At 39.8% G+C, this 13,229-nt stretch carries 13 protein-coding genes; 4 read left to right on the top strand and 9 right to left on the bottom strand.

Annotated features, from left to right (window positions below):
• Positions 1 to 37: 37 nt before the first annotated feature.
• The 7 genes from pyrF to aroA all read right to left on the bottom strand — a co-directional run bounded on the left by pyrF (position 38) and on the right by aroA (position 6,830).
• Complete coding sequence (gene pyrF, locus CTN01_RS14365) at positions 38 to 748, bottom strand: orotidine-5'-phosphate decarboxylase (protein WP_045149594.1); 711 nt, start codon at positions 746 to 748, stop codon at positions 38 to 40.
• Positions 749 to 901: 153 nt separating this feature from the next.
• On the bottom strand, positions 902 to 2,071 hold the full coding sequence (lapB, locus tag CTN01_RS14360) for a lipopolysaccharide assembly protein LapB (RefSeq protein WP_005366999.1): 1,170 nt from the start codon (positions 2,069 to 2,071) through the stop codon (positions 902 to 904).
• Between the two features lie 6 nt (positions 2,072 to 2,077).
• Positions 2,078 to 2,362, bottom strand: coding sequence for a LapA family protein (locus CTN01_RS14355; RefSeq protein WP_005366997.1), 285 nt, complete (start codon positions 2,360 to 2,362; stop codon positions 2,078 to 2,080).
• Positions 2,363 to 2,491: 129 nt separating this feature from the next.
• On the bottom strand, positions 2,492 to 2,782 hold the full coding sequence (gene ihfB / locus CTN01_RS14350) for an integration host factor subunit beta (protein ID WP_008986714.1): 291 nt from the start codon (positions 2,780 to 2,782) through the stop codon (positions 2,492 to 2,494).
• A gap of 79 nt (positions 2,783 to 2,861) precedes the next feature.
• Positions 2,862 to 4,532, bottom strand: coding sequence for a 30S ribosomal protein S1 (gene rpsA / locus CTN01_RS14345; protein ID WP_005370867.1), 1,671 nt, complete (start codon positions 4,530 to 4,532; stop codon positions 2,862 to 2,864).
• 123 nt (positions 4,533 to 4,655) lie between these two features.
• A complete protein-coding gene (gene cmk / locus CTN01_RS14340) occupies positions 4,656 to 5,333 on the bottom strand; it encodes a (d)CMP kinase (protein WP_045149593.1) in 678 nt (225 codons plus the stop codon).
• 216 nt (positions 5,334 to 5,549) lie between these two features.
• Positions 5,550 to 6,830, bottom strand: a complete 1,281-nt coding sequence (aroA, locus tag CTN01_RS14335; RefSeq protein ID WP_045082840.1) for a 3-phosphoshikimate 1-carboxyvinyltransferase — start codon at positions 6,828 to 6,830, stop codon at positions 5,550 to 5,552.
• Positions 6,831 to 6,991: 161 nt separating this feature from the next.
• On the opposite strand from aroA, the gene CTN01_RS14330 reads away from it, so the two are divergent.
• The gene (locus tag CTN01_RS14330) at positions 6,992 to 7,417 is read left to right on the top strand and encodes a nucleotide triphosphate diphosphatase NUDT15 (protein WP_005370860.1); all 426 of its coding nucleotides are present in this window, start codon (positions 6,992 to 6,994) and stop codon (positions 7,415 to 7,417) included.
• 42 nt (positions 7,418 to 7,459) lie between these two features.
• Here the strand turns inward: CTN01_RS14330 and CTN01_RS14325 are convergent, their stop codons facing one another.
• Positions 7,460 to 8,602 carry a DUF5666 domain-containing protein gene (locus CTN01_RS14325; RefSeq protein WP_045082607.1) on the bottom strand — a complete coding sequence of 381 codons (1,143 nt, stop codon included), beginning with the start codon at positions 8,600 to 8,602 and terminating at the stop codon, positions 7,460 to 7,462.
• 91 nt (positions 8,603 to 8,693) lie between these two features.
• Here CTN01_RS14325 and CTN01_RS14320 point away from each other — a divergent pair, with 91 nt between their 5' ends.
• Genes CTN01_RS14320 through CTN01_RS14310 form a run of 3 tightly spaced genes read left to right on the top strand, consistent with a single transcriptional unit; the run spans position 8,694 to position 11,119 of the window.
• Complete coding sequence (locus tag CTN01_RS14320; protein WP_045127184.1) at positions 8,694 to 9,365, top strand: response regulator transcription factor; 672 nt, start codon at positions 8,694 to 8,696, stop codon at positions 9,363 to 9,365.
• On the top strand, positions 9,334 to 10,584 hold the full coding sequence (locus tag CTN01_RS14315) for a sensor histidine kinase (RefSeq protein WP_045082609.1): 1,251 nt from the start codon (positions 9,334 to 9,336) through the stop codon (positions 10,582 to 10,584). The genes CTN01_RS14320 and CTN01_RS14315 overlap by 32 nt, the downstream gene beginning before the upstream one ends.
• 10 nt (positions 10,585 to 10,594) lie before the next feature.
• A complete protein-coding gene (locus tag CTN01_RS14310; RefSeq protein WP_045082610.1) occupies positions 10,595 to 11,119 on the top strand; it encodes a lipocalin family protein in 525 nt (174 codons plus the stop codon).
• Positions 11,120 to 11,151: 32 nt separating this feature from the next.
• Here CTN01_RS14310 and CTN01_RS14305 read toward each other — a convergent pair whose 3' ends face one another.
• Positions 11,152 to 13,158, bottom strand: a complete 2,007-nt coding sequence (locus CTN01_RS14305) for an EAL domain-containing protein (RefSeq protein ID WP_425259042.1) — start codon at positions 13,156 to 13,158, stop codon at positions 11,152 to 11,154.
• Positions 13,159 to 13,229 lie beyond the last annotated feature (71 nt).

The raw sequence follows: 13,229 nt of genomic DNA, 5'->3' as shown, positions 1-13,229 counted from the left end.
CGCATAAGAGCGGGCTTCTTCATTTATATCGCAGATGCTACACAAGCGATTTGTTTATCTGTGCCAAGACACTTGCAGGATCTGCAGCTTGTGTAATTGGGCGACCTATCACAAGATAATCAGAACCAGCAGAAATTGCCTCTACGGGTGTCATGATTCGACGCTGATCGCCTGCATCACTACCTGCTGGGCGAATACCTGGTGTTACTAGCTTAAAACCCTGACCTAAGCTTTGCTTTAGCGTATTAGCTTCATGGGCAGAACAAACCACACCATCTAAACCACTATTTTTTGCCAGTGATGCAAGGTTAAGTACTTGCTGATGTGGCTCACAGTTAATACCAATACCCGCTAAGTCTGATGCTTCCATGCTGGTTAGCACCGTTACACCAATCAATAGTGGGCGGTCTTTACCATACGGTTCTAAAATTTCACGTGAAGCTGTCATCATACGCTCACCACCACTCGCATGAACGTTAACCATCCATACACCAAGATCTGCCGCAGCTTTTACCGCCTTTGAACAGGTATTGGGAATATCGTGAAATTTAAGGTCTAAAAATACAGAATGACCCCGATCATGCAGTTGACGCACGAAATCAGGGCCAAAAAAAGTAAACATCTCTTTACCAACTTTTAATCGGCAACTTCCCGGCTCAATACGATCGACGAAAGCGAGTGCCTCATTCTGATTATCATAATCAAGGGCTACGATTACTTTAGGGTCTATTACTTTAGCGTCTAGCATTGAGTCTCCTGTGATATCTAATTGTTTCCTACTGCAGCAATCCAGCCGCGCGCAGATTCTACATCAAACGCAAACGTTTACGAACAAAATTCACGATTTATTAGACATAAAAAAACCAGATCACAATGTCTGGTTTCTTTATTTTTTAATACATTATTCGCCATCTAAGCCACGAATTGGCTTAACTTGTCCCCAGTTCTTACAAGATGGACATTGCCAATACAATGAGTGCGTAGCAAAGCCACATTGGCGACAACGATAACGCGGTTTAATTTTTAATTGTTCACCAACGAGATGTCGTAAGCTGGTTAAACTTTCTTTTGCTCGACCTTCTTCGGCTTCATCTAAGTGGTAATCCATTAACTGATAAAAGCCTTTCATGGTCGGGTTCTTTTGTAGCTGACGAGTCATAAATGCTTGAGCAGACACTGCCCCTTCATTTTTCGCAATTTCGTCAGCTAACATGAGTTCTGCTGAGGCGCCCGCTTTAGCTTCAACACATTGCTGAAGATATTTCAGCCACGCCGATTCATTATGTAGTGCTTCATAACATTCTAATAATAAGGGTAAAGCCTCACCAATAAATTCAGCATCTTGCTCTAGAATACGTTCAAGCGTTTTGGCTGCCTGCTTGAATTCTTTACCTTTGATCTGAATCTTAGCCATTGTGATCGAAGCGCGGACACACTGCTTATCTGCTGAGAGTGCCTTTTTCAAACACTGAATCGCTTTATCTTGATTCTGTGCACTCATTTCAAGCATGGCAAGTTCACACCAATAGTGTGCAATATCATGCTTTAATTTTGTTTTGCCTAATTTAACAAGTTGAGAAGCCATATCTATCGCATTTTCCCACTCTCGTGTTTGCTGATAGATAGACAATAACTGTTGTAGCGCAGGTTTTTTGTATTCTGGTTCATCCAGCAATTGTTCAAAGATACGTTCGGCACGATCTAAAAAACCCGCAACCATATAGTCTTTTGCTAACTGCTGAAGCGCCAAATTACGTTGCTCTATCGTCAAGTTAGGACGAGCAATCAAATTTTGGTGAATACGAATAGCACGATCGACCTCCCCTCGGCTTCGGAATAAGTTACCCAAAGCAAGGTGAGTATCGATAGTTTCGCTATCAACTTGAAGCAGCTCAATAAACAGATCGACGGCTTTATCTGATTGATCAGATAACAGCAAATTAAGACCTGTTACATATTGACGAGATAAGCGATGAGACTGCTCTTGTCGATTGTTACTTGCGCTCCTGTTACCCATATACCAGCCATAAGCTGCCGCAATAGGTAATAGTAGGAACAACAGTTCAAGCATTAATACTTATTCCTTTACAGGCTGTGCGCGTAGAGAATCTAGTTCTTGTTGCTGTTTTGTCACTTTCTTCGCTAAACGGTTTTTAGCAAAACGTGCTTTTAGATATAGCGTGCCACAGATTAACCAGCCAATGATAAAGCCAGAACCAAATGCAATACCTAATAGCGTTGATAATTGGAATTCGCCTTGAGCAACTAAATAGTCAAAGTTTACTAAAATTTGGTTTTGCGCACCGAGAGCCAGTGTTATTAAGAATGCAGCAACTAAAACAATAATACCCAAAATTTTCATCGTGAATCCTCTCACTAAATCAACAATATGATAGATTGATTATGCAGTAATTTTACTCATCAGACCATGATCAAAAGACATAAAAAAACGGCATACTGAGAGTATGCCGTTTTTTTGTTCTATTCGCGGTTAAGCAGCAATTGATGCATTAACACGGTCACGTAATTCTTTTCCTGGCTTGAAGTGAGGAACGTATTTACCGTCCAACTCAACTTTATCACCAGTTTTAGGGTTACGGCCTACGCGAGGAGCACGGTAATGCAATGAGAAGCTACCAAAGCCACGGATCTCAATGCGATCGCCTTCAGCAAGCGTGTTCGCCATATTTTCAAGGATGTCCTTGATTGCATCTTCTACTTGTTTAGCAGAAAGATGTGTTTGTTGACTACATAGTCTTTCAATTAACTCAGACTTTGTCATAAACACTCCGTTTTAGTAAGTTTCTCAATAGTATAGCCGTTTAGAGGGAAAAAGCTAAGCCTATTCCCTCTATGCTCAATTATTCGCCTTTAGCAGCTTTGAAAGCGTCAGCCATAGCATTACCGAACGCAGCATCATCTTGCTTGTTCAGAGTAGCCATTGCTTCTTGCTCTTCAGCAACGTCTTTAGCACGAACAGATAGGTTGATTACGCGGTTCTTACGATCAACGCCTGTGAATTTAGCTTCAACAGAATCGCCAACAGAAAGAACTAGAGTTGCGTCTTCAACACGGTCTACAGATGCTTCAGAAGCGCGTAGGTAACCTTCGATGCCTTCGCCTAGCTCAACAGTTGCGCCTTTAGCGTCAACCGCAGTAACTTTACCAGTTACTAGAGCACCTTTCTTAGTATCAGCAACGAAAGAGTTGAATGGGTCTTCTTCGATTTGCTTAACACCTAGAGAGATACGCTCACGCTCAGCGTCTACTGCTAGAACTACTGCAGAGATTTCGTCGCCTTTCTTGAAGTCACGAACTGCGTCTTCACCAGAAACATTCCAAGAAATGTCAGATAGGTGAACTAGACCGTCGATGCCGCCTTCAAGACCGATGAAGATACCGAAGTCAGTGATAGACTTGATCTTACCAGTAACTTTGTCGCCCTTAGCTTGCATTTCTGCAAATGACTGCCATGGGTTAGCTTTACACTGCTTAAGACCTAGAGAGATACGACGACGCTCTTCGTCGATATCAAGAACCATAACTTCAACTTCGTCGCCCACGTTAACAACTTTAGATGGGTGGATGTTTTTGTTAGTCCAATCCATTTCAGAAACGTGTACTAGACCTTCAACGCCTTCTTCGATTTCAACGAAGCAGCCGTAGTCAGTTAGGTTAGTTACGCGACCAGTAAGCTTAGTGCTTTCTGGGTAACGCTTAGCGATTGCAACCCATGGATCTTCGCCAAGTTGCTTAAGACCTAGTGATACGCGAGTACGCTCACGGTCAAACTTAAGAACTTTAACGTTGATTTCATCGCCAACATTAACGATTTCAGAAGGGTGCTTAACACGCTTCCAAGCCATGTCAGTGATGTGTAGAAGACCGTCAACACCGCCAAGATCAACGAATGCGCCGTAGTCAGTAAGGTTCTTAACGATACCTTTAACTTCCATGCCTTCTTGAAGAGAAGCAAGTAGTTCATCACGCTCAACGCTGTTCTCAGATTCGATAACTGCGCGACGAGAAACAACAACGTTGTTACGCTTCTGGTCTAGCTTGATTACTTTGAACTCAAGTTCTTTGTTTTCTAGGTGAGCAGTGTCACGAACTGGACGTACGTCTACTAGTGAACCTGGTAGGAACGCACGGATGCCGTTAAGTTCAACTGTGAAGCCGCCCTTAACTTTACCGTTGATGATACCAACAACTGTTTCAGCATCTTCGTAAGCTTTTTCAAGCTGGATCCAAGCTTCGTGGCGCTTAGCTTTCTCACGAGAAAGTTTAGTTTCACCGAAACCGTCTTCGATCGCGTCAAGAGCAACGTCTACCTGAGCACCAACTTCGATTTCTAGTTCGCCAGCAGCGTTCTTGAATTCTTCAGCAGGAATAGATGACTCAGATTTTAGACCAGCGTCAACTAGTACGTAACCGTTTTCGATAGCTACTACAGTACCTTTAACGATTGCACCTGGGCGAGTTTCAACTTGGTTTAGCGACTCTTCAAAGAGTTGAGCAAAAGATTCAGTCATTTAATTAATCTTCAATATGATAAACAACCATGGGTATCCTACCGCATGGGGTTGATAATAAAGTCAGTTATCATCCATGACACTGACGTTATTTAGCTGTTTACACAACTAAATATGGATTCGTTATTTTAGCTTAGCATCAACATATGCTAAGACTTTCTCAAGTACTTGTTCAATCGATAATTCGGTTGAATCCAGTACTAATGCGTCATCAGCAGGACGTAAAGGCGCTACAGCACGATTGCGATCGCGGTAGTCTCGCTCCTGGATTTCGCTTAAAAGGCTGCCAAAGTTAACATCTAAGCCTTTTTTTTGCAACTGATTCATACGTCGAGTTGCGCGTTCTTCTGCACTTGCGTCAAGGAAGATTTTTACTTCTGCGCCTTGAAAAACAACGGTTCCCATATCACGACCATCAGCCACAAGGCCTGGTTGCTCACTAAAGGCGCGTTGACGACGTAGTAATGCTTCTCGAACGCGAGGTAAAGCAGCCACTCTTGATGCTGTATTACCTACTTCTTCAGTGCGAAGCGTGCCAGAAACATCTTCACCTTCAAGAATAACCTTAACCAACTCACCTTCTGCAATAAACTGAACATCTAAGTGCGCAGCAAGAGGAACTAAAGCGTCTTCTGATTCGATATCAACACCATGATGAATAGCCGCTAACGCTAAAACACGGTAAATTGCACCAGAATCTAATAAATTCCAGCCCAGTTTTTCTGCTAATAGCATACATAGCGTCCCCTTTCCGGCGCCGCTTGGACCATCAACAGTGATGACTGGAGCATGAGTAGACATAGGTTTTCTCCGATGTAGTTTCCGTAACAGATGAAAGACAGAACCAAAGGTTTATCTGTACCTTCAAACGGTGGCACATTATACGGAAAAAAAATCACAATTTATAGTGTAATGTCCTAACCTTATGTTCCTTTTTACGCCAATAAAAAAGCCTGATGCAAGAAGATCAGGCTTTTAAAAATGTAATCTCAGTTATCAGACAAATTTATTACAGTCTTAACAACTTAATCCCTTTAATTTATCAAAGTAGTCAGGGAATGTTTTTGATGTGCACTTTGGATCATTAATCGTTACTGGCGTATCACTCAATGCCACCAGCGAGAAACACATCGCCATTCTATGGTCATCATAGGTATCAATAGCCGCATGCTGTAATGTGGTTGGTGGTACGATAGTGATATAATCCTCACCCTCTTCGACTTCTGCGCCAACTTTACGAAGCTCTGTAGCCATTGCAGCTAAACGATCGGTTTCTTTTACACGCCAGTTATAAACATTACGAATCGATGTTGTACCTTTGGCAAACAATGCGGTTGTTGCAATAGTCATTGCTGCATCAGGAATATGGTTAAAATCCATATCTACTGCGCTGAGATCTCCACAACGAGCAATCACATAATCATCACCCCACTCGATATCCGCCCCCATCGCAGCAAGCGCATCAGCAAATTGAATATCACCCTGAATACTCTTTTTACCAATACCGGTGACTTTTACTTCACCGCCTTTAATCGCAGCAGCGGCTAAGAAATACGACGCTGAAGACGCATCGCCTTCAACAAGTAATTCACCCGGTGAAACATAGGTTTGATTACCTCGAACAACGAACTCTTGATAATTACGGTTTTCAACTTCAACACCAAACTGCGCCATAATGTGTAGCGTAATATCGATGTAAGGTTTTGATACCAAATCACCCTTAATGCGAATAACGGTATCTGATTGTGCTAAAGGTGCAGCCATTAAGAAGGCAGTTAAAAACTGGCTTGAAATAGATCCATCAATTTCAACCTCACCACCTTTTAAACCAGTACCCATAATCTTTAGTGGTGGATAGTTTTCATTTTCGAGATAAGTAATGTCCGCGCCAGCACTACGCAACGCGTCAACAAGATGACCAATAGGACGCTCTTTCATTCGCGGCTCACCCGTTAGAACAAATTCACCCCCGCCTAAACACAATGCAGCTGCAAGCGGACGCATCGCTGTCCCCGCATTGCCTAAATATAATTCAAGGGGCTCATTAGGTGAAAATGCGCGGCCCAACCCTTCAACCTCACAAACCGTTTTATCTTCAGATAATTGGTAATTTACACCTAACTGCTTTAATCCGTTAAGCATATGGCGAATATCATCACTATCTAATAAGTTAGTGAGGCGTGTGGTACCTGTTGCTAACGCTGCCAATAATAGGGCGCGATTCGAAACACTCTTTGAGCCCGGTAAATTTACTTCACCATTGATCTTAGCTATCGGCTGTAACGTTATACTTTCCATTTGATTATTCATCCAATCCTAATTCTTTAACCTTTAAGCAGATTAACGAATATTGCATCAGTTAGCTAGTACCCGTTCATTGCTAGCTATAACAATAACGATATTTGATTTATTATTTGGTAAAATCAATAGGATGCAACAGTGAATTAAGGACAGCAATAATGACGACAACTCCTATGGTCGGGATCGGTATCATCATTGTGAATGAGCAAAACCAGATTTTGATAGGAAAACGAAAAAACAGTCACGCTCCCTACTATTCCATTCCAGGCGGTCATATGGAGGTTGGCGAAACATTTCGTCAATGCGCGATTCGTGAAGTTAAAGAAGAAACAAATTTAACTATTTATAATCCCGAGGTTATAGCTGTAACTAACAACTTAGAAACCTATGATGAATGTGGAAAGCATTATATTAGTGTTACTTTGTTAGCGACATCATTTACAGGCGAATTGCAGTTAACAGAACCTGATAAATGTGAGCATTGGTTATGGGTTGATCCTCATCATGTCCCATCACCACAATTTGATGCTAGCGAACAAGCTATTCGCTGCTATTTAGAAAATCGATTTTGTGTCAGTGAATAAACTAAAAGCACCCTTAGGTGCTTTAGTTATTAAAATGGCTAATTAATCATCTTCACGCTCAATTTCACGTGCAACTTTTTTACCATTAATGAGGACACCTTCAACATCAACGTATTGCCCATGTAACGTATCTAATGTTAACAAGTCTTCAAACTCGGTATAAGCATCCACATAGAATGTTTCACCAGCAATCATAAAGTGATCATCTCCTACTGAGGTTACATAACCTTCACGATCAAATTCACGCCAGTCGCCTATTTCACCGCCAAAGTCACCTTCAAATTCGATCTCTTTCGCAATACCATTAAACGTTGTAACTTCAACGAGTTCACCCGCAACTAAATTCGCTTTAGTTCCGTCTTCAAAGCGCGTTTGTGCATTAACAGTAAAGCGCCCACGCGCATTTAATTCAAATTGAGATTTATCACTATTTACCCAAGTGACAATACCTTCAATTTCATGATCGTTATCAAAGTCGTCATACGTTTCTACTTCCACTTCAGTTGCATGAAACTCATCATTAATCATTTGGCCTTTAACTTCGACCCACTGGCCATTCATCAATACGGCATTATCTTCAATTTCGTGAGGGTTAAAGAAAACCTTTGTACTAGCACCTAAAGTGAAAGTATTCTTATTTAGATCTAAACCGCTCAAACGACCTTCAATTTCATATTGACCAGCAACATCTTCTTGTTCGATTTTTATAACCGACAATACTTTATATCCAAGACCATCAGCAGTGGCTTGTGGCAGTGAAGACACCATCACCCAATCATGTAATTCAATGTGCCGATCTAGTGCAAAAGATAACGTCACACCATTCACCACAAACGTTTTACGATCTGCACTGATTGTTGTGACTATACCCACCATTGTCGGCTCAACAGAAACAACAGCACCGCTTCTGGTTAACATTGAAACTTCAACCATCATATTAGGTTTAAGGCTAGTGATAGATAACTCTTGAGAGCCATACTTAACTTGCTCTACCTTGTAACTATGACCATTCACATCAATAGTGTTGTTATCATAGTTCACACTCTTAATAGTACCTTGTGCTGCTGTAGGTTTAATATCAACAACAGGAGGTGGAGTCGGTTTACTCTCATCACTATCACTACCACCGCCGCCACAACCAGAAAGAGCAACACCAACCACTACCGCTAAGAGCAATTTTTTCATCAACTAACCTTTATAATTATGAATATTGTTTTATTGAAAAGTATATTAATATTGCCTCCGTGAAATATTCGTGAAAAACATAAGGCTAAACGTGAAAATACTCATTGCTGATGATAATGACCAAATCGTTGAAACAATCTCTGATTATCTTGAGCTTGAAGGCAATATTGTTGACTGTGCTTACCACGGTGAAAGTGCGCTTAAATTAATTAAAGATAATTATTATGACGTGATTATCATGGATATCATGATGCCTAAATTGGATGGTATTTCGACCGTTGCTAAAATTCGGAATGAGCTTTTTTGCGGCGCGCCAATTCTTTTCCTTACGGCGAAAGATACACTCGACGATAAAATCGCAGCCTTTAAAGCCGGTGGCGATGATTACCTTCTAAAGCCATTTGCGATGGAAGAGCTGTCTCTTCGAATAAAGGCACTCGCTAATCGTGGTCAGCGTAAAGATATTGGATTGCTAAGCTATGCAGATATTCAAATAAACAACCAAACAGATGAAGTACGTCGAGAAAACCACATAATAAAGTTAAATCGTACTCAACTAAAAATATTAAAATTATTGGTTCAACATGCACCTAATGTTGTCACTAGACAGCAAATAATCGAAACCATTTGGGGAGAAGAATCGCCCTGCAGTGATGCATTACGAAGTCATATTTATGGTTTACGCAACGCCATTGACAAAGGTTTTTCCGACTCACGATTAGAGACAATTCATGGACAAGGCTACCGTATCAAAGCTGCATAAATATCCAAGTCTTTACCAAAAAGTTGGACTTAGCGTTAGTGTTATGGCATTCAGTATGTTCGTTCTTTTTTGGATAGTCATTTATATTGCAGAAAATCAATTAGAAGTAATTAGCCTTCATCACTGGTTAGATAAGGAATCTTCTCAGTACCAAATTGATTATAAGAAAATGGGTGAAAAAGCCCCACTTCCCAATAATAGTGAATTTAAAAGTTATTGGAGCCAAAATTCGTTACCAGATTGGCTTAAGCCATACCGTAAACCCGGATTTTATGAACACCTTCGCGGCACTGAAGATAAACACTTTATTGTATTTAAACATCCTTCAGGAAAAGGCTTAATGTATGTTGTGTATCAAGATGATGCTGATGATTACTTAGATGAGTATGAAAGTAGCTTACATTACTTCACCTTTATTTTTGGCGTATTGTTATCTCTATTAATGGGCGGATATAGTTTCTATTTTATTCGTTCGTTATCGCATCCATTTGAGCAAATTAAGCAGAAGATCGGTCAAATGCAGCCAGATCAAACTGAGTTTACTATTGATACCCAATACAATGAAACACGAGCAATTGAACAAGCACTATTAGATAGTAAACGTGCGATCTCACACTATTTTCAGCGAGAACAAGAATTCAGCCGGTTTGCATCGCATGAATTACGTACGCCGATTATGGTTATTCAGGGCTCTACGGAGCTGCTTGATAAGGTGCCTAACCAACCCAAGATTGCAAAAAAGGCGATAAACCGTTTGCACCAAGCCAGTGAGGATATGAAAATTCTCACAGAAACTTTTTTGTTATTAGGAAAACAGCATATAGAGCCGCAACACTTTGTCATTTGCGATATAGAAGCCGAATTAAGTAAGCAGCTCACGGTTATGAAACCTTTATTTGCTAAACAGGATACCAGTTATCAGCTGACGCTTTCATGTAACACTCCGATCAGCGCACCACTCAGTTTCATCACCATTATTATTAACAACCTAATAAAAAATGCATTTAGTTATAGTGTTGGTGACATTATTATTAAGTTAAGCAAAAATACGCTAATAATTACTAACCGCCATGATGGTAATGAGATCTATAATCAAGGCTATGGATGTGGTTTAGTCATTGTTCAGCGGATCTGTGAAAAGATGAATTGGCCTTATAATATAACTAACGACAACATTAGCTTTACCGTTAGTGTCATATTTTTACCGCCAAATAATTAAGGAACAATTAATGGCAAAATATATTAAACCACTAAGCTTTATCGTGTTATTAGCAACCATGTTTGGATGTACAACAGGTAAACCCAACAATATTGAAGCGGTTACACCTTTTGTGCTTAATAAATACCTGGGGACTTGGCATGAAATAGCAAGAATGGATCATAGCTTTGAGCGTGATTTAGACTATGTCACTGCAACTTACAGTATGAATGAAGATGGCAGCGTAAAAGTCGTTAATCGTGGATTTAATACTCAGTCAAAAGAATGGAAAGAAGCCATTGGTAAAGCCAAATTTGTAGAAAATGATAATGTTGGCTACCTTAAAGTCTCTTTCTTTGGCCCTTTTTATGGTAGCTATATTATTTTCTATTTAGAGCCTGACTATTCAACCGCGCTGATCAGCAGTTACAACTACGATTACTTTTGGTTGCTATCTCGTCAAAAACAAATAAGTCCAAAGCAATTAGAACGTTATATCAACATTGCTAAAAAAGCAGGTTTCGATACAGATAAACTGATATATCCAAAACAATAAACAAAAAACCACAGCCAATGTATGGCTTTTTATTAAATCCGGATCTTATTGTTAGCCCAAACCTGTGCCTCATCTAATGGCATAGGTTTCGCAAAATAATAGCCTTGGCAAATATCGATACCACACTGTTCAACAAACTGTTTTTCTTGTTCCGTCTCAATACCTTCTGCAACCAAGACACAGCCCGTTACTTCACTGATCTTAGCTAACAATTGGTAAAGGTTCTTTTCTCGCTCATTTTGCGTATTCAATAACAACGATCTATCAAGCTTTACCTTATCGAAGTTAAATTTAAGTAAATGCGGAAATGACGCATAACCCGAGCCAAAGTCATCGATAGCAACAGTGATCCCTAATGCTTGTAGTGCATCTATATTTTTAGAAATCTGCTTATCTTCAGTGATAATAGCTTCTTCTGTGATCTCAACTTCTAAATTTTCTGGGTCAATATTATAAAAGCGTAAGCGTTCCATGATCAGATGAATGATTACAGGATCAGCAATACTTTCTGCCGAAATATTCACCGACACTTTACAGCCATTATCTAAAGGCATATTTTGCATATCATTTAAAACGAGATCGATAACCATCTGATCCAATTGTTTGATTGCACCAAGCTGATAAAAATCATTAATAAAGATTGGCGGAGTTAGCTTACCCGTTTTATCTTTATAACGAACTAATGCCTCAAAGGATAATTGCGCCGAGTTAGTTACGTTTACCTGTGGCTGATAATGCATTACAAACTCACCGTTATTAAGCATATGATTAACCCGACGGCTTATATCATGCTTACTTACGTAACTACCCATCATTTGGTTTATATCACCTAAGAAGGTTTTCAGTGTTGAGCTTTCTAATTCTGATTGTCGGCTCATCATCATATTATTTTGACGACTTCGCCCAACATAATTCAAATAAAACGGACGATAAATCATTACACCAAGTGTTATTACCACAAACTGTAGAACAACCCCACCAATGCTATTTTGGGTCGCAATATAGCCACTTAATAATGGCGGTGTCATCCAATCAACAATCGTCCCAACATGATTTACTAAACCTAATGATATAGCGCTATAAACCACAACAAAACTAACTAACGGTACACACACAAAAGGCACAATTAATATTGGATTAAAGATAATAGGCAAACCAAACAGTAATAGCTCATTAATATTAAAGATCACTAATGGTATCGCTGATATTGCTAACGTGATATGACGACGATCTTTTGAAAACAATAAAATACATAGCAAAAGGCTGATCGTATTTCCAGAGCCACCCATTGATAAAAATGCATCATAAAAACCTTGCCCTAAGACATTTAACGGTGCGTCTCCAGCTTGCCATGCTGCGATGTTTAGTTGTGTATTTTCAAAAAGTTGCTGTTTCGCGCGGAATAAAAAGTTATGTCCATTGATACCTACAGCGCCCAATAAACCCAAGATAAATTGGTATGCAAGACCACCTAAAAACGTTAATGGGTTTAATGTTATGAACTTGCTCGCCCCCGTACTAAAAGCAAGGAAACTTTCCATTAGCTTTGCAAGTGCGAGTGTCATCAATAGAAAAGCAAAAAAATGAGCCACTTGTTTATAAAGTGTTTTCACAAAATCTAAACGAGACGGATCAAGTGGAAATAAACGAAACGACACACAACACATTGCGGAAATAATTGCCGTCAACAGCGCAATAAGCGGATTATTAGGTAGTCCTGTATTTGCCGCAACTAGATCATTAGGTACCGAAATCGCAATGTACATAAGCAATGAATACGGCACAACAACCATGGCATTCACACCATGTTTCGTTGAAATGTAATAGCTTGTGATAATACACAACGTAATAGGATAAATACCTATTAGTAAATCAGAGAAATAGAAAAACGTACTCGCCGCTTGTGTTAAGCCTGCGATATTTAAGGAGTGACCAACAAAAATGGTTATTGCGTTACAAATCGTTAATGGCAATAACAATAAAAAGACAATTGATATATCTTTAATATAGTTGTTGTAATATGACTTAATTGACGCCATTTTCCACATATAACGATAAAAGCCATGCTAGGGTATGAGCTCGCGATTATATATATGAAAAGCTTTTCATC

The sequence above is a fragment of the Photobacterium angustum genome (genome assembly GCF_003026365.1).
Taxonomy (GTDB): domain Bacteria; phylum Pseudomonadota; class Gammaproteobacteria; order Enterobacterales; family Vibrionaceae; genus Photobacterium; species Photobacterium angustum.
Note: the sequence above shows the minus strand (reverse complement) of the source record. Positions and strands in the feature narration are given on the sequence as shown.